This window comes from Solibacillus sp. FSL H8-0523 (assembly GCF_038051985.1).
Taxonomy (GTDB): domain Bacteria; phylum Bacillota; class Bacilli; order Bacillales_A; family Planococcaceae; genus Solibacillus.
Window position 1 is genome coordinate 2,234,400 of sequence record NZ_CP150291.1, and the last position, 22,255, is coordinate 2,256,654.

Consider the following 22,255-nt stretch of genomic DNA (forward strand, 5'->3'; position numbering starts at 1 on the left):
TTAACGCCTTCACTTTATCACAAAACGATGTAAATTCTGAATTGCGTTTAAATTTAATTATCATGATACAAGTTCAACTGCCATTGCACAACATATTTTCGTGATTTTTACAAGCAATGGTCATGAATTAAGAAATGTCGGCACGAAAGGAAGCATAGACTTTTTGGTTTCTATCGGTGTCCCTTTTTGTTATACTAGAAGAGTAAATAAATAGATTTTATTGGAGGAACAGCATGAAGAAATTATCAGCAGTATTGTTAGCGTTTACACTTGTATTCTCAAGTGTGGGTTCAACTCTATTATTCGCAAACGATGCACAAACAGTAGAAGCCAAGTCATACAAATCAGGTAAAAAAGGCTTCAACAACAATAACACAAATAACAATTCAAACATCCAAAAAAATAACGACGACGCAACAAGCCCAACAACGGCTAAAAACAACAACACAACAAACAAAAACGATACAAACACGGCTTCATCAAATAAAGGCGGTTTAATGAAAGGTCTTATGCTTGGTGGTTTAGCTGGTCTTTTATTCGGTAGCTTATTTGGCGGCATGGGGATGTTAGGTAACATCTTAGGCTTATTAATCAATGCTTTAGCAGTAGGTGCCATCATCTTCTTCTTAGTGAAAATTTTCCAACTGATTAAACGTAAAAAAGAAGCGAAAAACGAGGCATTATAATGGACCGAATTACATTACTTGAACAAGATTTAATCAATGCGATTTGCTTATTCCACGCAAAATTTAAAAACGTAGCTCCGGACACTGTAGAAGTGGAGTTAATGTATGATGATGTGGCTGGATATTCGGCAGAAGCATTTTACAACGGTCAATTAGACGTTTATAACACGGTGAACTTCATTACCGCACTTCGCCTATATATCGACGAGCAATTAGGTCGCGATTCAATGGCTGCGCGTATCACATTAGATATCGATGACGAGCAAGGTATGATTGCCAACGTGGAGTTTTAATTTTTGTGCCTGCAAGCTACTTGCAGGCACTTTTACTTTTCGTTACGATATGAATAGAATGATAAGATTGGTGGTTTTTAGATGACGCAACTAAACAAACTTGTCCGTGATAAGGTACCTTCTTTAGTAACAAAAGATGGAGGTAGCTATTCACTTAAGTTATTATCTCCACTTGAACATCAGCATGAAATAACGAAAAAATTACATGAAGAAATTTCGGAATACGATGGGGCAACATCAAAGGATGCAGCACTTGAGGAATTAGTCGATATTGTTGAATTAATTCATGCGGCATTAAAGCTTCATGATGTGTCGGTTGAGGAGTTTGACTCATTACGCCAGCAAAAACGTAAACGTAAGGGTGGCTTTGAAAAAGGCATTTTCTTACACGAAATAAAAGGAATCGAATAACAAAAAGCCCGAGCACATTCGCTCGGGCTTTTCGTTTATGCTGTTGGCTGTACTTCTGGCTTGTATTTTGTTGTTAACGTTTTGTAGCTTAGTACAAATGCAATAAGTGCCAGTACAGAAGCTCCAATTAAATAAATGGCTAATACCGACGTATTTGAAGCAAGCAACGATAAATCACCTAATGAGATAACCGATTTAAAGCCTGAGATTGAATACGTAAATGGTAATAACGCACTGATTGATTGTAAGTTTTCAGGTAGCATTGGGATTGGTAAGTTTGCACCTGTAATCGATAATTGCGCGACTACAAGTACTAAAGCGATAAAGCGACCCACATTGCCCGCTGCTGAAACTAAGAAGAAAATAATAGACATAAACGTAATGCTCACAACAATTGCGAATAAGAAGAACATCACAACATTTTGAACTTGAAGCTGGATAACAAGTAATGTAAACGCTGCAAGTACAATCGCTTGAATTGTCGCAAATAATGCTAATTGTAACCATTTACTAACAAACCAGCTTACCGCTGATTTTGGTAAGACAGCTGGTTTTTTGAATGGTACAAAGAATGATAACACAAGTAAACCTACGAATAAAGCTAATGATAATACATAAGGTGCTGTAGAATCACGGTAATATTCATACGCATTTACTTTTTCACCCGCTAATACTACTGGTGAAGAGAACATGTCGATATTCGCGTCCGTAATCTTTAATGAAGCAACTTGGTCACGTCCACCTTCTAAGCCCGTTACTAATTGATTAGAACCATCTTGTAAACGATTAACCCCATCATTTAATGATGTTACACCTTCTGTCATCGTTAGCCAACCTGTCGCAACGGTTTCATTACCAGTGCTTAATTGTGTAAGACCATTTTTAAGGCTAGATACACCGTCACCGATTTGGCCCCAAGAATTCAGTAATGTTGTATTACCTGCTGCCACTTGTGATGATCCACTCGATAACTTAGATGCACCCGCGACAACTGCAGATTGTCCTGCTACTAATTGATCAACACCTGCTACTGCTTGTTGTTGACCAGCTACTAAGGCATTAATACCTCCAACGATCACTTGCTGACCACTTATAGCTCCTTCTAACCCTTGCGTTACTGCTGGCATACCCTGTGCAATTTGCTGTGCCCCATTATTTAATGCATTAGCACTTTGTACAGCAACCGGATAAATTTGCCCTAAATCCGTTAACCCTGCACTTAACGCTAATAAATTTTCTCGGTACATTTCTAAACCTGGTGCTTGTGCTAAACCTTGTAATAACTGAGCACCTTGTGTCATTTGCTGAATATCTTGCTCTTTTGATTGTAAAACTGTTGCTAATTGTGCTAAACCATTTGCTAAACCTGGATTTGTAGGTGTACCATCACCTAAAGCAATACCTGCATATAATTGATTTGCGCCAGCTGATAATTGCTCTAATCCTGTTAATAAGCTTTGTGATCCTGGTTGTAATTGTTGCAAACCATTATACACTTGGCCTGTACCACCTTGAAGCGAAGTTAATCCCGCTAGCACTTGTTCTGAGCCAGCTTTTAATTGATTTGCGCCAGTTGCAACTTCTTTAGAGCCGCTAGCTAATCGACTGATATTACTCGTACCACCAGTAACTGCTGCTAACAATTCTCCAGCACCAGCATCAGCCGTTTTTGCACCAGCAGCTAATTTGTTAATATCGTCTGCTTTTTCAGTTAATGATGTTAATAATGTATTAGTTCCTTCAGCTAACTGTGCCGATCCCTCCGCTAATTGCAAAGAGCCATCCGCCCCTGAGGCAAAGCCCGTTTCAATATCGGTAAATCTTGAAAATACTGTTCGTGCATAGGTTGCTGTAATTTTATCGCCTAATTGCTCACGTAGCTTTTCAACCGCGCTGTTTGTTACCTGTGCACCCATGAAGTTTAACCCTTCATTTTGAATATAGCGTAGTTCAGGTACTTGCGGATTGGCGTCTAATACCGTTGTCACTTTTTGCGAAAAGTCTTCTGGTACTTCAACGACTAAATAATACTCTTGGTTTTCTAACCCCTTCTTTGCCTCTTGCTCCGTTACGAAATGCCAGCCGAGCGTATTGCCTTCTTTTAATGTTTCCATTAAATCCGCTCCAACATTGATTGGCTGCCCACTTGATACACCACCCGCATCCTTGTTAACAAATGCGACAGGTAAATTTTCAAGATTATCGTACGGTCCCCATGTAGCCGATAATAGAATCGCTACATAAACAATTGGAATGAACATGACACCGATCAATGCAAATAGTAATCCTTTGCGATTTTTCAGTGACGATAATTCCTTTCCGAATAACTGAAATGACCCCATAAACAACCCCCTTTAGTAAAACATTCTATACAAATAAAAATATTTGTATAATTCAAATATATTCTAAGTTTTGTATAATTTCTACTATAAAATTCTTATTTTTTGTTTTTTTAATGTGAAAAAAGTTCAATATAATATAGAATAAATACCATGATATATTTCTTATATAACAATTAGCAGCGATAAACATAACAGTGTTAGCATCAAATTCACTTTATTGCTATATACCTATAAATTCAACCCTATTCAAATTATAATATTCTAATCAAAAATAAAATAAAAAAAATCACTGGGATTTTTCACTCCAGTGATCTTTTTTGGCATTATTTTGTCGTTTCTTTTGTTTCTTCAGTTACTTCTGGCTTTACTGCGACGTCCACAATACGTCCTTGTGGCTCATATGAAATTTCTTTTAAAGATAATAGTTGCTCTTTTAAGTTTTCCCAATCTGATAACCCTAAGTCTGTTACTTTACCAGCTTCATATACTTTGCCTAATGCTGCAAAGCCGTCGCCACCTTTAGCTGTAAACGCGTTTGTTGCGATTGTGTATGTTTCGCCATCTTTAATGTCTACGTATGCTTTTGTTGCATCATCATAGTATTGTAATGAAACAATGCGAGAGCCTACTTCTTTTGATGAATCATATGTTAATTTAGCGCCAGAGATGTGTAAGAAGCCGCCGCTTTCCTTTGGTGCTTCTTTTAACGCATGCTCAAATGTTTCTTTTAATTCAGCAGCTGTAATATCTACTAATGCTAATGTGTTACCGAATGGTAAAACAGTCATCACATTGCCAGTCGTTACTTCGCCTGCTGGAATCGCTGCACGAATACCGCCACCATTTTGGAATGCCATGATAACGTTTTTCTTTGTATACGTTTTCGCTTTCGCTAACATACCGTCTGTGATGATGTTTCCTAACGCTGTTTCGCTGTTTCGTACACTTGGTGCACCTATTGATTCGTTATCACGTGGGTTCACTAATTCCGCAGTTAACTTCACGCCAATTTCAGTATTTGCTACTACGTCTACTTTTTCTTTGAATGGTGCCAGTAATTTCAGACCTTCTGCATCTTCAGCGAAGTCTGCTACTTTGATTAATTGTCCTTTATGCTTCACGACAACACCGTTTTCGTCAAACGATACATCTAATGTCCCTAAGAAGTCTGCATATTGGTATGCTTGTACAATTAGTGTTGCGTCTTTCTTTTCGCCTACTGTATTTGTATCAACTACAAATGGCTCATCTAATTGTGTATGTGTATGCCCACCTACGACAATATCAATACCAGGTACTGATTTTGCTAACATTTGATCGTTGTCATATGCCGCATTATCATCAAATCCTAAGTGTGTTAACGCGATAATTTTGTTAACGCCTTTATCTTCAAATGCTTTTACTGCTTTTTTCGCTTCTTCGATGTAGTCTTCAAATACAATGCTACCTGGAGATGCGATGTCTGCTGTTTCAGCTGTTGTTAATCCGAAGATCCCGACTTTTTCACCGTTTACTTCTTTAATGATACCTGAGTAAATTTTACCGTTTTCAGGCTCGCTTGAGATTAAGTCTGTAAATAAGCCTGTGAATAAGCTATCTTTTGAGAAATCAACATTAGCTGTTAATAATGGGAATTTTGCTGCTTTTACGAAATCCGCTAATGCTTTGTGGCCTTCTGGTGATGAACCAAGGTCGAATTCGTGGTTACCAAATACCATTGCATCAAATTTCATCGCATTTAAAAACGGTACGTCTGCTTGTCCAACGAATTCATTGAAATATAGTGTTCCGCTAAATACATCACCTGCATGTAATAATAAAGCATCTGGTGTTTTTTCACGTTGTTCTTTAACCGCCGTCATTAACTTCGGTAACTTTTCAACATTTGCATGTGTATCATTTACATGCATCACCGATAGGTTATAGTATTTGTTTTGTTCTTCTTCAATTAGGTTTAAAGCTGTTACTAAAATACTTGCTAATTCACCACGTGTCACTGATTTTGACTGGTCGAATGTTACGTTTGCCGCTGCAAATAAAGCATCAGCATCAATTGGGTAAAGAACACTTATTTTTTCAACTACTTGTTTTACTTCACCATGTGTTAAATTTTCTTTTGGTCGGAATGTGTTGTCTTCATAACCTTTTTCTACACCTGTTGCATATAAGGCAGCAATCGCAGCATAGTAATGATTTTCTACTGTAATATCCGTGAAGTTTGGTTGAACTGTTTCAGACGGTTTTAATTGGAATGCGCCTGCGATCATTTTTGCAGCTTGTTCACGTGTAACAGAAGCGTCTGGTTTAAACGTACCATCGCCAAATCCGTTTAAAATACCAGCTGCTGTTAATGCGCTAATGCCTTCTACATGAGGATGGCTGGCTGGTACGTCTGTAAAGATTGTTTCCTCTGCAGCAACACCTGTTACGCCTACCATTACCGCTGTAACGGCTGTTAATGCCGTTGCTGAATACATTTTTCGTTTGTTCATTCAAAAACCTCCAGGAAAGAATTTTTTTACCTAACGTTAATATTATCTGAATAATGGAAGATTTACTAGTTTATTTATCAAATTATAACAAGAATTAACAATATTAATATAAACTGTCATAAATGGACAAAAAAAGACAAAGTCAATCGAAATTGACTTTGCCTTTTATAAGCTAATTAGCGAATGGATTATTGTTGTGCAGCTTTAGCACGTAATACCATTTGTAAGATACCACCGTGACGGTAGTAGTCTACTTCTACTTCTGAATCGAAACGAGCTAATGCTTTGAACTCAGTTACTTTTCCTTCTGGAGAAGTTGCAGTAACAGTTAGGATATCACGTGGTTTCACATCGTCAGTTAAGTTAACAGCGATTGTTTCGTCACCTTTTAAGCCTAAAGTATCAGCTGATTCGCCAGCCATGAATTGTAATGGTAAAACACCCATCATTACTAAGTTAGAACGGTGGATACGCTCATAAGATTGTGCGATTACAGTTTTAACGCCTAGTAAGAATGTACCTTTAGCAGCCCAGTCACGAGATGAACCCATACCGTAGTCGTTACCAGCTAATACTACTAAGCCAGTGCCTGCTTCTTGATATTTCATACATGCATCGTAAATGTACTCAACTTCGCCTGTTGGCCAGTAAGTAGTGAAACCACCTTCTGTACCTGGAGCAACTTGGTTACGGATACGGATGTTAGCGAAAGTACCGCGCATCATAACTTCGTGGTTACCACGACGAGAACCGTAAGAGTTGAAGTCGCGAATTGCTACGCCGTTTTCGATTAAGTACTTACCAGCTGGTGTATCTTTACCGATTGCACCTGCAGGAGAGATATGGTCAGTAGTGATTGAATCACCGAACTTAGCCATAACACGCATGCCAGCTAATGTTTTGATTGCTTCAGGCTCTTTAGAAAGACCCGTGAAGAATGGTGGGTTTTGGATGTAAGTTGACTTCTCATCGAATGTGTATAAAGATTCAGTTGAAGTTTCAATTGCATTCCAAGCTTCGTTAGCAGTGAATACTGTTTCATATTCTTTTTGGAATAATTCACGAGTAACTACTTTATTTAATACCGCGTTAACTTCTTCAGTTGAAGGCCAGATATCATCGAAGAATACTTCTTTGCCTTCTGGAGTAACAGCGATAGCGTCTTTTTGTAAATCGATATCTACAGTACCAGCTAATGCATAAGCAACAACAAGTGGTGGTGATGCTAAGTAGTTAGCTTTAACTAATGGGCTAATACGACCTTCGAAGTTACGGTTACCAGAAAGTACAGACGTTACGAATAAGTCGTTCTCTTTGATTGCTTCTTCGATTTCAGGAAGTAATGGACCTGAGTTACCGATACATGTTGTACAACCGTAACCTACTGTGTTGAAGCCGATTGCATCAAAGTATTGTTGTAAATTAGCATCTTCTAAGTAACCAGTTACAACTTTTGAACCTGGAGCTAAAGAAGTTTTAACCCATTTCGCAGGTTTAATACCTAACTCAACAGCTTTTTTCGCAACTAAACCAGCAGCGATTAAAACGTATGGGTTTGAAGTATTTGTACAAGATGTGATCGCAGCGATTGCGATAGCGCCTGTTGGAATTTCTAGGTCGCCTTCTTCAAATTTAGCTGTTCCTGTTTTAGCGAATTCATCTTCACCTAAACCGAAACCTTGAGTTCCTTGAGGAGCTACTACAGATGAACGGTAAGTTGATTTCATTTCAGTTAAAGGAATTAAATCTTGTGGACGTTTTGGACCAGAAAGGTTCGCTACGATATCCGCAAGGTCAATTTCTAATACGTCAGTGTATACAGGCTCTAAATCAGCGTCAAAGAACATGTCGTTAGCTTTTAAGTAAGCTTCAACAACAGCAATGTGTTCTTCGTCACGGCCAGTTAAGCGCATGTAGTTGATTGATTCTTGGTCAACTGCGAAGAAACCACAAGTAGCACCATATTCTGGAGCCATGTTAGAGATTGTAGCACGGTCAGCAAGTGGTAATTTAACAACGCCTGGTCCGAAGAACTCAACGAATTTGTTAACTACACCTTTTGCACGTAATACTTGAGTTACTTTTAATGCTAAGTCAGTTGCAGTAGTACCGTTTGGTAATTCGCCAACTAATTTAACACCAATAACTTCAGGAATTGGGAAGTATGAAGGTTGACCTAACATACCTGCTTCAGCTTCGATACCACCAACGCCCCATCCAAGTACGCCGATACCATTGATCATTGTTGTATGAGAGTCAGTACCTACTACTGAGTCTGGGAATGTATCGAAAGTGCCGTCAGCATTTTCTTTAACGTGTACGATTGGTGCTAAGTACTCTAAGTTAACTTGGTGTACGATACCAGTTGCTGGTGGTACAGCGCGGAAGTTATCATAAGCAGTTTGCGCCCATTTTAAGAAGTTATAACGTTCAGCGTTACGCTCGAACTCAAGGTCCATGTTAGCGTTTAATGCTGCTGCGTTACCGTATTTGTCAACTTGTACTGAGTGGTCAATTACAAGGTCAACTGGGATTGCTGGGTTGATTTTGTCTGGATCTCCACCCATTTCTTTCATTGCAGAACGTAAAGAAGCTAAGTCTACTACTACTGGTACACCAGTGAAATCTTGTAGAACTACGCGAGATGGTTTGAATGGTACTTCAGCTTCAGTGTTAGCGTCTTTACCCCATTTTGCTAATTCGTTTACGTGCTCTTCTTTGATTACGTAGTTATCGTACTGACGTAATACTGATTCTAATAATACTTTGATTGAGTAAGGTAAGCGTGATACGTTTGCGATACCAGCTTCTTCGATAGCAGCAAGACGGAAGTAGTTATAAGACTTACCGTTTACTTCGAATGAAGAACGACTGTTGTGTAAGTTTTGTTGTGTCATGTTTGTGTTCCCCCTAAATTTCGTTAATTGAAAAGGTTGTAATGCTCTTTTCTCCACCACTTATAATAGCTTAGTTTCAAACATAAGTAAATTGCATTATTATTATCCTTTACGATAAGTTTTTTTTATGACCTATCGGAAATACACGTTTATTCTACAATATTATTTAGATATTATACGTAGAATACGCAATTTCATTTACTACATGCAATCATTTGCTATGTCAAAAAAATTTTTCAGCCTGAATCTCACCTTTCAAGCCAATGTGAACTAATTTAATTTAATCCAGCGTTGGATAAAGATGGATATGATTCCACGCAACTTATCTGATCGATTTGCAAATTTCAAATAAAAATACAATGTTTTTGCAACGTTTAACTGATTGGTGCGCGCTTTAAACCACACGGCATCATAGCCGCGTTCAAATGCAACCATTTCTAAACGGTCAAATGCTTGCTCGGTCCATTCAATAAATAATGCTTCATCAATACCTTTTGCCAGGAGCGCTTCAATTATATTGCAGAAACGTTCTTCTTCATCATCTGTAAACACATAGCCCTTCCAAAAGTTCGTACGAATCGCCTGCAAAATTTGCGCTGTATAACGAATTGGAAACTTTGGATGCTGAATAATCGCACATAGCAGTTCACTCGTATTGGCAATACTATGTGCCCAACCTTGTTCTGCGCTGACAAAGCTACGTAAATCTTGCTCTTTTGTTAATAAGGTAATGGCATTTTGCGCAAGGGCATCTAGCTCTTCATTTGTTAAGTAGCAAAGCTGGCGATCCGCATTGACAATCGCTGCTAAAAACAGCGCTGAAAATGAACGTTGAAATACGCTAGATGCATCCTTTTCTCCCAAATTAAAAACTAATCCTTTAATGGAAGAAAGTCGTTCAACCATTTCATGAATGCTTGCTTCTGTTAAACTATTTTCTGTTAGCAATTGAAGAAACAGACGATAATTCAATTGATCACGTAACTCTGCACTTTCATGTCCAACATTTTCTAGTAACTGCTGAATGACATGCTGATTTTCTTCTACATACTGTTTACGGCCTTGTACCGACATTTCTAACATTTGAACATATTCTTCTACGAACAAAAAAATTCCCCCTATATCGTTCACCTACTCCATTGTAAGAGACAATAGGCTGTTTGACTAGAAAGAATCCTATTCATTTATAAAACAAACGCTTCTGCTGCATCAAATAATTCACCTACTTCAATCACCCGATCAGAGAACTTCTTAACGAGATTTACGTCGACTGCGTTAAATAAATTCGTTAATACAACAGACGTACATTCAAACTGCTTTTTCTTCTTCGTCGCATTGAATTCTTCAATAAAGCGTGTCGGTAAAAAGCTCGAGCCATCTGTGACAAATAAAATATCCGCTTCATTAAATTCGCTTTGAAGTAAGATATTTAACGATTCACGTAATGGCTGCTCATAATTCGTACCACCCCCTAAAAAGCTATTGCTAAATGCGAGTAAATCCTGCGTAGATGCCTGTCCTTTAGCAAAGATTTTTACCTCACCTACTTTACTTGCAAAAGGGACAATGGCAAAATCGCGTTTTTGCTTTTTGGCAATTGTCAGTAGAGCGATACAAAATGCTTTGCTTTGTTCCTTAATGGACGTCATGGAGCTGCTTTCATCCATACAAATAATAATCGGGCCTTTCCCTTTTCGATCCTTGCCCTTAGTATCAAAAACAAACGCTTGAGATTCACTGAAGCGGCGCAAAAAGTCCTGTTTACTGTGGCCCATTACATAGTTAGCGAGTTCCGTTGGTAATAATCTCGAAACTTCCTGGCCGATTGCTATGTTTTTGCGCTCCATCGTGTGTTTTTGCTTTGTTTTTTGTTTTTTCATTGCAATACGCTTAAAGCGACCTACTAAATCAGCAATTGTTTGGAGTTCTTTATGTGTGCCAATTTTTTCTGCGAGTTCAAATTGATCCCTTAATGGGACGTGTTCAATTTTCTTACCATCCATTGTTCCTACTGTCACAATGGCTTTTTTTGTATTGCTTATTTTTTGCTTATTTTCTTGAATGATTTGACCGAGTGACTGCTTACTGATTTCTATTAGTTGATTTTTTACTTGTTGCTCAATTGTTGTCGATTGTTGCTGTGCGTTCTTTAAACTGTGTTCATACATTTTTTGTTGCTGCTTATAAGCTTGTTTCATGCTTTCTGAAGACGCGCTGTTCATTTGTTGTTGGAGTTCTTGTATCCGTTTTTTTGCAAACTCTTTTGTGCGCTCCGTGGATTTTTGCTTTTGTACATTTTTTGAATGTTGATGGTCATTTTTTAACCTTTTGATGAATTGATCTGCCATGCTAATTGCTGTGAGCACACTTAAGAGTTCATCACCCTTTGTCAATTGATGCCATTGTATATATTCGTCATTTTTTAGTAAGTTTGCGATAAATCCATACTGTGCTTCATCAACTTGCTGCGCATTTCCCTTTAAAATGGGTTCTTTACTATAGAAGGAATACCAAGTGTCGCCAATTATGTTTGTAAAGCCTGTTAGCATTTTTTCCCCATCCATGCAGCGATCATTTAACAGCTTGGCCATCTTTAACAGCTCATTAAATCGCGCCTTTTGAGACGTACTCATGTCAAATAGCGTACGGCTGTATAATACAACCATATTTTTATCCATAAGATCACCATCCAAGATGAAGTTTTCATTCTCTCCACTCACGTATTAAAATCCGATTACATCCGATGTCATTTGCAATAAACGCTTATGCATATCTGTCTTTAAATTTTGTAGCTCTGGGCGATTGGGCATTTGGCGATTCATATTTTGCACTTCTAAAAAGAGGGACTTCCCCTGCATTAACAATTGGCTTAGCTGTGTACGTGCGAGCGGTGTTTTACGTAACATCGTATTTTGTGCCTCTTGTAAAATTGAATCAAACTCGGTCGTCTTTCGATGAATAAACGCATCAACTGTATCAAACGCCGTTTCATTAATAATTTCTTGTGTCGCACTTTTTTGATCAACCGTTTCCCATAATACATTTGCCATAATGTTTAAATCTGTTCTATTTACTTCGTTACGTCCTGCTAAATACGCTTTTGCCCTTAATATCGATAACGACTGCTTGAAGCGACGATCAGACGGGCGAATGCCTGCATCATGTAACGCTTGACGAATTTTTGCAATTGCTTGGTAAATTGAATCTGAAATGTCCACATTAGCAACTCGTATTTGATGTTCATAGAGCTCACCCATTGAAATTTTAGGAATTTGAATCGGCGTGCGATCCTTTAACATCGCAATAAAAGACTCTTCCTCACGAATATAATTCACTTCATAGCGTAGTAAAAAGCGGTCAAATAAGGCCTCTAGTCCCTCTCCCTCTTCAATATATTCATTTGAAGAACCTACAATTGTCATAAGTGGTGACTGGATTGGTACACCGTTGTTATAAAAAATACGTTCATTAATCAATGTTAACAATGAATTTAAAATCGCTGAATTCGCTTTAAAAATTTCATCGATAAAGGCAAAATGCGCCTCTGGTAGCATATTTTTTACGTTACGTTTATAAATCCCCTGTTCTAAATCCTTGAGTGACAGCACCCCGAACAATTCCTCAGGCGTACTAAATGGCGTCAGTAAGTGCTGAAAATAGTGGCTTCCCTCTACAATTTCCCCCAACATGGAGGACAACACACTTTTCCCCGTTCCTGCTGGTCCAATAAATAATAAATGCTGTCTTGAAAGAAGTGCTGTTAGTAACGCTTCAATCTCTTCTTCCCGATCATAAAATCGTTTATTTAACTTTTGCTGAATCGCTTGTAATTGTATCGACAATTTTTTCACGCTCCCCTCAATCGACCTTTACTTTATCTACCAAAATTTCTCACAATAATAAATAATAACCTCGATACTATTACGATACACTTCACACATGATTTTTAAACCTTATAGACAGGTCAATATTCTATTAACACCTTACAAATCACTAGCATTTCAAATTATTTTTACGGCTATAAATTAAATTCACCATTCTACTTTTGTAAGTTTTCTCAATATTTTTGATTAAATTTGGCATTTTACGTGAACATATTACATATAGCTTGTTTAAGGAGGGGTAATATGGCGATTATTAAAGTATCTACCTCTGTTTTTTCTTTAATTAAAACAGTTGAACGTGCCATACAAAAGGCAAGCCAGGGCGATACGATTTTGGTTGCGGCTGGTAAATATAAAGAAGCGCTTACAATTGAAGAAGACGTGAGTATTTCAGCAAAAATAGCGGAACACGCCCTCATTGAAGGGATCATCATTGTTCCAAAAGGGAAAAGGCTTCTCTTAGAAAATATAACCCTTCACCCAACTTCTCAAATTTTTGTGGAAGGTACCTTACATTTAATCAATTGCGTCGTCAAAGGCGCTTTATCCAATGTTTTGCTTTCGTTAAATGAAGGAAATGTCGTTGCTGAAAAATGTCAATTTACCGGCGCCACAGATGTCGCCGTTGTTTTATTAAATAAAAGTCGCGCCTCCTTTGAAGATTGCTATTTCGAAAGCAATGAAAAATCACATTTACTCATTGAAGATTCGACAATTGAACTCGTCAACAGTGAGTTACTAAAATCGAATCACGCCGTTTGGTTAAAAAGCAATTCCGACGCCGTTCTTGAACAGGTACGAATTCATCATCATACTGGTACACAAATCATCGTTCAAGATGCCTCTACTTTGCACATGCAGGGTTGCGGGCTCGAACACGGTGAGGGTAATGGTATATATGCATCTAAACAATCAAAAATTCATATTAACGGGACCGTTATACAGCATCATGCGCTGCCACAATTATGGATTCAAAATAGTCAATTGCATGTTACAAATAGTCAGGTCAATTACGGCAATGAATCCGGCCTCATGCTTCGAGAATGTGCAGAAGCAACGATTACGAACACCTCCTTTTCACATCATAAAATTGCTAATGTTCAGCTAACACTTGAGTCGTTATTAAACATGACCACATGCCAAATTTATAGCTGCCAGGGCGTAGGTGTTCAGTTAAAGGATAAATCCATTGCAAACTTCAATGAAACGGTTTTTGCAGATAATGTATTACCTCAACTGTTTTTATCGGAACATTCGATTTGTTCATTAAAAGACACGACCATTAAAGATGGCAAGCAGGTTGGTATTTTTGTTGAAAAAAACGCCTCATGCTCCATCGTCTCGAGTGCCATTACAAATCAGGAAAATACAGCGATTACAGTCATTGGCGCTGAACTGTTTATGTTAGATTCCATTATTCAACACAATAAAGGCAACGGGGTATTAACGGTAAATCAAGCGAACACCACGATTGAAGGCTGTACATTCCAACAAAATGATATGCCCCATATTGCTGGAAAGGATCATGCGAATGTTTCGATTGCCAATTGCGAGTTGATCGGCGGCAAAGGAATATTCATGGTAGATAATTGTCAACTAGACCTCCGTGAATCGACCATTAGAAATGGTACAGGTGTACAAGTGGAAGTTGTCGGACAAACAAAAGCATCCGTGTTTAAAACGTATATTAGTGATGGTGACAGTAACGGGATTAAAGTGATGAAGGATGCGACGATGCATATTACAGAAAGTCATATTACTGCACATAAAATGCCACAAATAGTCGTCAATGATAGCTCCGTTATTTTTAAAAATAGCGAGCTTCTTTGTGGGGGACGTAACGGCTTAATTATTGAAAATAATGCGGAAGCGTTTATTCAAGATTCGTTTATTTCTAATCACTTATATCCGCAAATTTGGATTGATTTAAATTCAGCCGTTGAACTTTCAGATACGCAGCTGACGGAAGGCCATGAATCGGACATTTACGTGCAAAATAATTCAACACTTCACGCGAACAATTGTATTATTCAAAACGACAAATTTATCTTTAACGTACAAGCCGTCAACAATTCTAAAATCAACTTAACGCAAACAACTGTTGAGAATTCAATTGGCGATAAGTTTTACAGTGAAAATAACAGCCAAATTACGTATACACTTGATGAACTAAATTAATAAATCGTCCCCTTAGTGGTTCCGGTGCAATAAAAAACGAGGAGTAAGCTGAAATTCGCTTACTCCTCGTTTTTTATAGTTCAATGATTTGTGGCAGTACTGGAATTTCTGACACAATATCCGCTTCTGTTAAACTTAAGCCGATTAATTTAAATTTCGCATTAAAGTCAAGTTGCGTTAGTAAATCGTCAGAATCATTGATATTTAATCGTTTATATAACGCTTGATGTGTTAAATCGACCGCACAAATACATTCAATCGTATTACGAATATGATCCTTTTCTTGGTCGGTAATTGGTAACGTATCATCCAATAAACACGGTTGAATCGCATCCTTTAAAAAGCTTTGCGCTTCCACAATACAGTTAAACTCTGTCAGCTTATCGGCATACGATTTAAGATACGTACGCTCACGTTTACGTTGGATATTCAAATCATCTACTTGATTTTGAATCATCTGTAAGCGTTTATCTGCCAGTTCATTTAATCGATTTTGCACAATGTATAAATTTTTAAGGACAAACTCTTCGTATTTAGTGATGAATTCTATTTTCTCAGCTAATTGCGCTTGTATTTTGTTTAAAGAAGCCATGCGATCACTCATTAAACCGCTCTTTTCTTCGGCCGGAATTGGGAACGATAAGCTTTGACCCGTTTGCTTTTTGTATTGTTTTTCTAAACGTGTGTATTCCATCGTATATTCCACATGAAGTTTGCGATAATCACGGACATTTTTTTGATATAATCCAGCAACTTCCTCATATTTTTCCACTAAAGAATCACGTAAATATAAATCACTGGCAAGCTTTTGGAGTAATTGATATAGTGTTTGGACCTCTTTAAATACCTTACTTACCTGCTCATATTCTTCTTCATACGCTGAAACCAATGCGATATCGCGTTGCTTACGTGTAAACTCTAATTCAAAATCTGATTGATATTGTTCAATATTTTCATATGCCGAAATATACGGTTCACGTAATGGAATCAATTCGATTTCTTTACGTAAACGCCCTAGCCAATTGATGAATAACTCGACAACATGTCGTGTTTTCTTTTGTTGATTACCAACAAGCTCTTGAATCAATTGTGTAAGCTGCGTAATACGCGAATCGATCAACATTTGAGAATCATTTGTTTTACGAGCCTCTAGTGCATTGCGAGCAGAGACAGCAACGATTTGCCCAATATATTTGTCGTATCGATTTTTTTCTGCTAATACAAACGCATTCACGTCACCGTCTAGTTGATCAATGCCATTGACAATTAAGTTTGCTTCAATACCGAATGTATTAAGCTTTTTTAAAAAATTGACTTCTTCTTCTGTTGCAGAAGAGCCTGCGCGCAGTACAAAAAATACTTCATCGACACGTTGAAGTAACGTCTGCGAAAAATATGCCGTATTATTGGCACCGGGCTCAAGCCCCATTGAATCAATCAGTGTCACATCTTTTAAAAGGTCATGCTTTACATATACTTCAATATAATCAATATGCTCACGAATAATTTGAGCGCTTTCATTATTTGAAACCGTTAAAAGCTTTAATTTCGAAATATCAAAGGTAGCCACCATACCATCTAAAAACACCGCTTTCACACATTCTTGTGCGCTGTATTTTATGAAGGTATTGACATGTGTTGGCTCATTTTTATTGTCTTCAAGCAACTTACGACCTAGTAAACTATTAATTAACGTCGTTTTTCCAACACGCTCTTTTCCTAAAAAGAGAATAATCGGCTGACTACCCGCATCATCAATAATTCGTTTTAGTCGATAAGTCGTATCTTTTACATAAGAATTTTGCGATAAAATGACGTGTAATGGCTTTAAGCGCTCGATTAATTGCTGTAAAGTTGATTGATTGTCTAATTGTTGGAGATTATGTACTTGCTCTGTCATATATGTAACTCCTTTACTCTGCTCTAGTAATTACATTATACGCGTAGATATTTTTCGTTGAATCACTATTTTTTGGAAATCAGAAAAATTGATTCAAGTGTCATGCTTTAATTTGTCATAATTAGGTATTAACTCACACCCCCTATTTTAGTTACTTTCTATTTGTAATTTTAACTTTTCTTCATATACTTTTGCGGTTCATGGTATGATGAGAAAAGATTTTTTAAAGGAGTTTTTTTCATGTACACTATTCGCGAGCAATGGTTTGGAAATGTACGTGCTGATATACTAGCTGGTTTAGTTGTCGCACTAGCACTCATTCCTGAAGCAATTGCTTTTTCCATCTTAGCAGGCGTGGATCCTATGGTTGGACTCTATGCATCATTCGTTATCGCTGTCACAATTAGTTTTGTCGGCGGACGTCCGGCGATGATTTCTGCAGCAACCGGTGCGATGGCGCTGGTTATCGTATCACTTGTGAAAGATCACGGCTTGCAATACTTATTAGCCGCAACAATTTTAACGGGAGTCATTCAAATCCTTTTCGGAATGATGAAAATTTCACGTTTAATGAAATTCATTCCAAACTCGGTGATGATCGGCTTTGTCAATTCATTAGCGATTTTAGTATTTATCGCGCAAATGCCGCATTTTATTGGCGGTAGTCTATTCACTTGGGTATTTTTACTGGGAACGATTGCCCTAATTTATGGTATTCCGTACATCATTAAAGGCATCCCTGCTCCCCTCATTGCCGTTGTTATTTTATCGGTCGTTGCGGTGTATACAGGGGTAAATTTAAATACGGTAGGCGATATGGGTTCGATTACGCAGTCCTTACCGACATTTTTCATTCCTGATATTCCATTTACAATGGAAACATTGATGATTATTTTACCGTATTCACTTGCCTTAGCCGTTGTTGGGTTAGTGGAGTCTCTATTAACAGCATCGATTCTAGATGATATGACATCAAGTGAAAGTGATAAAAACACGGAAGCTCGTGGCCAAGGGATTGCCAACGTCATTAACGGTTTCTTTGGCGGGATGGCTGGTTGCGCGATGATTGGTCAATCGGTCATTAATGTAAAAAGTGGTGCCCGCGGGCGTCTATCCACTTTTGTTGCCGGCGTATTTTTAATGTTTTTAATTTTAGTGTTAGGCGATTACGTGGTACAAATTCCAATGCCGGTACTTGCTGGGGTAATGGTCGTTGTTTGTATTACTCAATTTGACTGGCAATCGTTTAAATACGTTGCAACTGCCCCGAAAAAAGATGTATTTGTTATGCTATTAACGATTGGTGTTGTGCTTTACACACATAACTTAGCACTAGGTGTAATTGCGGGAATTGTTGTGAGCGCGTTATTCTTCGTCAATGAAATTTCACGTGTGAAAATCACACAAGACGGCGCAACTTACTTTGTGAGCGGACAGCTATTTTTTGCCTCTACTGAAAGCTTTATCAACTACTTTAAAGCACAAAAAATCGAGCACAACAAGATTGTTATTGATTTTACGGACTGTAAAGTATGGGATGATTCCGCAATTGGTGCGTTAATGAAGGTAAAAGATCAATTAAAAGCGAATCAAATTACCGTAAGCTATAAGCAAATGGATGCCTCTAGTAAGCAGTTAATGAAAAAGTTAACAGGGACGGCACTCGATTAGGAGGGGATAGAATGTATCAACAAATTTTACTTGCAGCAGACGGCTCTGAAAACTCCATGCGCGCTGCGAATGAGGCGTTAAAAATTGCAAAGGTCAGCCCGAATTGCATCGTAACCATTTTATTTGTCATTGATATTGAAAAAGTAAAAACCGAAGTCCTTCATGCAACATCAATTGATAGTTTATATATGGAGCGTCGTCAAAAGCTCGTTCCACTTGAACAATTATTTGAAACTGCAGGCATAAACACACAAGTTGAAATGATTCACGGTACACCTGGCCCTGAAATTGTGAGGTATGCGAACAGCCATGACATTGATTTAGTCATTATTGGTAGTCGTGGACTTAATAGCTTGCAAGAAATGGTGTTAGGTAGTGTTTCACATAAAGTAATGAAGCGTGTGAATTGCCCTGCCATGATTGTAAAGTAAGAAAATGCGGTCTACGTTTCCTTCGTAGCCGCATTTTTTAGTTTACAACTCGCCCAAACCCGACAAGATGCTGAATCAATAGTAATATTTCATTTTCATAACAAAAGACTAAATGACCGCAAATTTTTACTCTTTATAACAAAAGCAATTTGTTGTATGATCCTTCACCAAGCCAACCGCCTGCATATACGCATAGCATATTGTGCTGCCCACAAATTTAAAACCATCTTTTTTTAATTGCTTACTCATTCGGTCACTGATTTCCGTAGTTACTGGGACATCTTCTATTCGTTCCCACCGGTTGATGATTGGCTTGTGCTCGACAAATGACCATATATAATTGGAAAATGAGCCATGTTTTTGTTGGATATTGACGTAGCTCTTTGCATTCGTCACGACACTAGCTATTTTTAAGCGGTTTCGGATAATGCGTTCATCTTGTTTTAGGGCTTCTAATTTTGCTTCATCATATTGTACAATTTTTTCGACATCAAAATAGTCGAATGCCTGTCGGTAACCCTCGCGCCGCTTTAAAATTGTCAGCCAGTTTAAACCCGCCTGTGCCCCTTCTAAACATAGCATTTCAAATAGCTGTTGATCATCAAAAACAGGGATTCCCCACTCTTCATCGTGATATTTTACATAAATCGGTTCCGTTAATTTTACCCAGCTACATCTTTCCACCGTTTTGCCTCTTTCCACTCGTTTTTCTTCACTGTAAAGCAAATTTTTTGCCTTCGCAATTTTCCTGTGCTACATTTACCTTACGAACGTCAGGAAGGAGAGAGCGGAATGACAAAAACACAGTTGATGCAAGCAGCTTTTCATCATTTTGGTGCACATGGCTATAACGGTGGCTCGCTTGCCCAAATCGCAGAGGAAGTCGGCATTAAAAAGCAATCGATTTATACATATTTTAAAAGCAAAGACGCCTTGTATTTAGCTATTTATGAAGAGGCGATGCAGTTTGAGCTTACGTTTGTTCAAAATTATATGGCGAGTGTGCGTAATGAGCCGATTGAACAAGCACTGTTGCCATTACTTCAGCAAGTTGCACAGCGCTTTGAGCAAAATGTGGAAACGAAATTTTTCATTCGCTCTACTTTTTTAACACCGCATCATTTACAAGAAGCTCTAACTAAAAAAACGTATGATTATTTAGATGCCATACAAGCTTTATTTGCAAATTACTTCAGCACAAAAATGCCCCGTGAAAGTAGCCATGAAGCAGCAGTTGCTTATTTAGGACTGCTCGATAGTTTATATGTAGAAATGCTGTATGGCGGCAACGAACGTTTCAAACAGCGCTTACAAGCGGGCTGGAACGTATTTTATCGAGGAATATCAAATTAGAGGTGAAACATCATGACAAAATATTGGATCTTAGTTTTCATTGCTGGCTTAATCGAAATTGGCTGGGCGATGGGCTTAAAATATGCGAACACGATTCCATTGTGGATTGGCGTCATCGCGTTAATCGTGTTATCGTTCTATGTTTTAATAATTGCGACAGAAAAGTTACCCGTTTCAACCGTTTACGCGGTCTTTACCGGTATTGGTACAGCAGGAACGGTCATTGTTGAAACAGTATTATTTAACGAGCCTTTTAGCTTAACGAAAGTTGGCTTTATCGCGTTATTATTGGTCGGGGTAATCGGCTTAAAAATGCTATCTGGTGAAAAAGAAGCGAGGGATGCGTAATGGCTTGGTTTTATTTAATTTTAGCAGGATTGTTTGAAGTTGGTGGCGTCATTGGTATGAATAAAGTGGCGCAGCGTAAAAGCATTTCTTCCTTTGCCATTATGTTCGGTGCCTTTGCTTTTAGCTTTTCCTTTTTAGCACTGGCGATGAAAACCTTACCAATGGGCGTATCCTATGCGGTATGGACGGGTATTGGTACGGTCGGTGGTACACTTGTCGGAATGTTCATATACGGCGAGTCAAAGGATTGGAAACGTATTCTGTTTATTTCGTTTATTATTCTAGCTGTTGTTGGATTAAAGATTACGCAGTAGAATGGTACTGAACAGTTAAAATACAGTTGTTACACGATTTTTGGAGGATTATTATGAAGTACTACTTTCAGTCAATTCCTATTCCGATGAGTGGGGTCATGCTCGCATTTGTTTCGTTAGCAAATTTATTGCATGCACTAGATGTTACGATACCTGCTCATATTAGCTTCTTTATTGGAATTGTTTTATTTTTAAGCTTAATTGGTAAGCTCATTTTTGCGACAAAAACGGTCGTCGCTGAAATGCAAAACCCAATCATTGCTTCTGTTTCTCCTACGTTTACGATGGGTACCCTTTCACTAAGTAGTGGCTTAGCGAACTATGGTGTTCACTCAGTGGTGATTCATACATTATGGATTTTAGCAGCAGTAACGCAATTTTTTATTATTATCTACTTTCTTAAAGCGTTTATTTGGAAAAAAGGGCTTACACTTGCAAACATATTTCCTAGCTGGCTCATTTTATTCGTCGGTGTAGCGGTCATGCCATTAACAGCGCGCGATTTGTCCGGTCGTTTTACGCAAACTGTGTTAATTTTTGCAATTTGTGCGTTTCTCATCATCGTACCTATCGTTATCTTACGTGGCTTTATTCGAAAAGATTTACCGGAGCCGACGATTCCGATGCTAGCCATTTTAACAGCCCCTGCATCTCTTTGCTTATTGGCCTACTTTGTGCAATTTAATAGCTCATTGGCTGTAATTTTGACATTATATACAGTGGCGCAACTTTTATTCTTCCTTGTATTAACAAAGTTGCCGAGCATATTAAAGCTGCCGTTTTACCCAAGTTATGCGGCATTAACGTTCCCACTCGTGATTACGGCAACGGCAACAAATGAATTTATACATGCCTTTTCATTCGAAGGAACAATCAAAACTGTATTAACCGCTTATTTTGCGTTGCAGCTACTTTTAGCCATTTGTATCGTCGTTTACGTACTCATTCGCTACGTGAATTACTTAAGTGTACAAATCAAGCAAAAACGAGCACTTGCCACGAAAAATAATCAAACAGCTTTATCATGATGAAACATTCCCCCTCTCTTTGACGTA

The 22,255-nt window shown here is 38.1% G+C and carries 18 protein-coding genes; 10 read left to right on the top strand and 8 right to left on the bottom strand.

Annotated elements, in window-relative coordinates; genetic code table 11:
* The first annotated feature begins 233 nt into the window (after positions 1 to 233).
* The 3 genes from NSQ62_RS11085 to NSQ62_RS11095 all read left to right on the top strand — a co-directional run bounded on the left by NSQ62_RS11085 (position 234) and on the right by NSQ62_RS11095 (position 1,390).
* Positions 234 to 686 carry a hypothetical protein gene (locus NSQ62_RS11085; protein ID WP_341320204.1) on the top strand — a complete coding sequence of 151 codons (453 nt, stop codon included), beginning with the start codon at positions 234 to 236 and terminating at the stop codon, positions 684 to 686.
* Positions 686 to 979 carry a YxcD family protein gene (locus tag NSQ62_RS11090; protein ID WP_341320205.1) on the top strand — a complete coding sequence of 98 codons (294 nt, stop codon included), beginning with the start codon at positions 686 to 688 and terminating at the stop codon, positions 977 to 979. The genes NSQ62_RS11085 and NSQ62_RS11090 overlap by 1 nt, the downstream gene beginning before the upstream one ends.
* Before the next feature lie 81 nt (positions 980 to 1,060).
* On the top strand, positions 1,061 to 1,390 hold the full coding sequence (locus NSQ62_RS11095) for a nucleoside triphosphate pyrophosphohydrolase (protein ID WP_341320206.1): 330 nt from the start codon (positions 1,061 to 1,063) through the stop codon (positions 1,388 to 1,390).
* A 35-nt stretch (positions 1,391 to 1,425) separates the two neighbouring features.
* Here NSQ62_RS11095 and NSQ62_RS11100 read toward each other — a convergent pair whose 3' ends face one another.
* The 6 genes from NSQ62_RS11100 to NSQ62_RS11125 form a co-directional block, all read right to left on the bottom strand.
* A complete protein-coding gene (locus NSQ62_RS11100) occupies positions 1,426 to 3,732 on the bottom strand; it encodes a YhgE/Pip domain-containing protein (protein WP_341320207.1) in 2,307 nt (768 codons plus the stop codon).
* Positions 3,733 to 4,055: 323 nt separating this feature from the next.
* Positions 4,056 to 6,224 (bottom strand): 5'-nucleotidase C-terminal domain-containing protein, encoded by a 2,169-nt coding sequence (locus tag NSQ62_RS11105; protein ID WP_341320208.1) that lies wholly within the window; start codon positions 6,222 to 6,224, stop codon positions 4,056 to 4,058.
* Between the two features lie 188 nt (positions 6,225 to 6,412).
* A complete protein-coding gene (gene acnA, locus NSQ62_RS11110; RefSeq protein ID WP_341320209.1) occupies positions 6,413 to 9,121 on the bottom strand; it encodes an aconitate hydratase AcnA in 2,709 nt (902 codons plus the stop codon).
* A 270-nt stretch (positions 9,122 to 9,391) separates the two neighbouring features.
* Positions 9,392 to 10,228: a DUF2785 domain-containing protein gene (locus NSQ62_RS11115; protein WP_341320210.1), complete on the bottom strand. Its 837-nt coding sequence runs from the start codon at positions 10,226 to 10,228 to the stop codon at positions 9,392 to 9,394.
* Positions 10,229 to 10,305: 77 nt separating this feature from the next.
* Complete coding sequence (locus NSQ62_RS11120; RefSeq protein ID WP_341320211.1) at positions 10,306 to 11,799, bottom strand: VWA domain-containing protein; 1,494 nt, start codon at positions 11,797 to 11,799, stop codon at positions 10,306 to 10,308.
* A gap of 45 nt (positions 11,800 to 11,844) precedes the next feature.
* Positions 11,845 to 12,963, bottom strand: a complete 1,119-nt coding sequence (locus tag NSQ62_RS11125) for an AAA family ATPase (protein WP_341320212.1) — start codon at positions 12,961 to 12,963, stop codon at positions 11,845 to 11,847.
* Positions 12,964 to 13,248: 285 nt separating this feature from the next.
* Here NSQ62_RS11125 and NSQ62_RS11130 point away from each other — a divergent pair, with 285 nt between their 5' ends.
* Positions 13,249 to 15,183 (top strand): right-handed parallel beta-helix repeat-containing protein, encoded by a 1,935-nt coding sequence (locus NSQ62_RS11130; protein ID WP_341320213.1) that lies wholly within the window; start codon positions 13,249 to 13,251, stop codon positions 15,181 to 15,183.
* Between the two features lie 73 nt (positions 15,184 to 15,256).
* On the opposite strand, the gene NSQ62_RS11135 is transcribed toward NSQ62_RS11130, so the two are convergent.
* Positions 15,257 to 17,083 (bottom strand): dynamin family protein, encoded by a 1,827-nt coding sequence (locus NSQ62_RS11135; protein WP_341320214.1) that lies wholly within the window; start codon positions 17,081 to 17,083, stop codon positions 15,257 to 15,259.
* A 240-nt stretch (positions 17,084 to 17,323) separates the two neighbouring features.
* On the opposite strand from NSQ62_RS11135, the gene NSQ62_RS11140 reads away from it, so the two are divergent.
* On the top strand, positions 17,324 to 18,754 hold the full coding sequence (locus tag NSQ62_RS11140) for a SulP family inorganic anion transporter (RefSeq protein ID WP_341320215.1): 1,431 nt from the start codon (positions 17,324 to 17,326) through the stop codon (positions 18,752 to 18,754).
* 11 nt (positions 18,755 to 18,765) lie between these two features.
* Positions 18,766 to 19,185: a universal stress protein gene (locus NSQ62_RS11145; RefSeq protein ID WP_341320216.1), complete on the top strand. Its 420-nt coding sequence runs from the start codon at positions 18,766 to 18,768 to the stop codon at positions 19,183 to 19,185.
* A gap of 126 nt (positions 19,186 to 19,311) precedes the next feature.
* On the opposite strand, the gene NSQ62_RS11150 is transcribed toward NSQ62_RS11145, so the two are convergent.
* Positions 19,312 to 19,869: a DNA-3-methyladenine glycosylase I gene (locus tag NSQ62_RS11150; RefSeq protein WP_341320217.1), complete on the bottom strand. Its 558-nt coding sequence runs from the start codon at positions 19,867 to 19,869 to the stop codon at positions 19,312 to 19,314.
* Between the two features lie 108 nt (positions 19,870 to 19,977).
* Between NSQ62_RS11150 and NSQ62_RS11155 the strand changes: the two genes are divergently transcribed.
* The 4 genes from NSQ62_RS11155 to NSQ62_RS11170 are packed head-to-tail and all read left to right on the top strand — an operon-like array spanning position 19,978 to position 22,228.
* A complete protein-coding gene (locus tag NSQ62_RS11155) occupies positions 19,978 to 20,538 on the top strand; it encodes a TetR/AcrR family transcriptional regulator (RefSeq protein ID WP_341320218.1) in 561 nt (186 codons plus the stop codon).
* 12 nt (positions 20,539 to 20,550) lie between these two features.
* The gene (locus tag NSQ62_RS11160) at positions 20,551 to 20,886 is read left to right on the top strand and encodes a multidrug efflux SMR transporter (protein WP_341320219.1); all 336 of its coding nucleotides are present in this window, start codon (positions 20,551 to 20,553) and stop codon (positions 20,884 to 20,886) included.
* Positions 20,886 to 21,200 (top strand): multidrug efflux SMR transporter, encoded by a 315-nt coding sequence (locus NSQ62_RS11165; RefSeq protein ID WP_341320220.1) that lies wholly within the window; start codon positions 20,886 to 20,888, stop codon positions 21,198 to 21,200. The genes NSQ62_RS11160 and NSQ62_RS11165 overlap by 1 nt, the downstream gene beginning before the upstream one ends.
* Positions 21,201 to 21,253: 53 nt before the next feature.
* A complete protein-coding gene (locus tag NSQ62_RS11170) occupies positions 21,254 to 22,228 on the top strand; it encodes a TDT family transporter (RefSeq protein ID WP_341320221.1) in 975 nt (324 codons plus the stop codon).
* Positions 22,229 to 22,255: the final 27 nt, after the last annotated feature.

Coding starts and splice junctions, on each gene's coding strand:
- NSQ62_RS11130 (WP_341320213.1), top strand. CDS start 13,249: ATGGCGATTATTAAAGTATCTACCTCTGTTTTTTCTTTAATTAAAACA.
- NSQ62_RS11105 (WP_341320208.1), bottom strand. CDS start 6,224: ATGAACAAACGAAAAATGTATTCAGCAACGGCATTAACAGCCGTTACA.
- NSQ62_RS11155 (WP_341320218.1), top strand. CDS start 19,978: ATGACAAAAACACAGTTGATGCAAGCAGCTTTTCATCATTTTGGTGCA.
- NSQ62_RS11170 (WP_341320221.1), top strand. CDS start 21,254: ATGAAGTACTACTTTCAGTCAATTCCTATTCCGATGAGTGGGGTCATG.
- NSQ62_RS11085 (WP_341320204.1), top strand. CDS start 234: ATGAAGAAATTATCAGCAGTATTGTTAGCGTTTACACTTGTATTCTCA.
- NSQ62_RS11140 (WP_341320215.1), top strand. CDS start 17,324: ATGTACACTATTCGCGAGCAATGGTTTGGAAATGTACGTGCTGATATA.
- NSQ62_RS11120 (WP_341320211.1), bottom strand. CDS start 11,799: ATGGATAAAAATATGGTTGTATTATACAGCCGTACGCTATTTGACATG.
- NSQ62_RS11100 (WP_341320207.1), bottom strand. CDS start 3,732: ATGGGGTCATTTCAGTTATTCGGAAAGGAATTATCGTCACTGAAAAAT.
- acnA (WP_341320209.1), bottom strand. CDS start 9,121: ATGACACAACAAAACTTACACAACAGTCGTTCTTCATTCGAAGTAAAC.
- NSQ62_RS11165 (WP_341320220.1), top strand. CDS start 20,886: ATGGCTTGGTTTTATTTAATTTTAGCAGGATTGTTTGAAGTTGGTGGC.
- NSQ62_RS11135 (WP_341320214.1), bottom strand. CDS start 17,083: ATGACAGAGCAAGTACATAATCTCCAACAATTAGACAATCAATCAACT.
- NSQ62_RS11095 (WP_341320206.1), top strand. CDS start 1,061: ATGACGCAACTAAACAAACTTGTCCGTGATAAGGTACCTTCTTTAGTA.
- NSQ62_RS11145 (WP_341320216.1), top strand. CDS start 18,766: ATGTATCAACAAATTTTACTTGCAGCAGACGGCTCTGAAAACTCCATG.
- NSQ62_RS11160 (WP_341320219.1), top strand. CDS start 20,551: ATGACAAAATATTGGATCTTAGTTTTCATTGCTGGCTTAATCGAAATT.
- NSQ62_RS11090 (WP_341320205.1), top strand. CDS start 686: ATGGACCGAATTACATTACTTGAACAAGATTTAATCAATGCGATTTGC.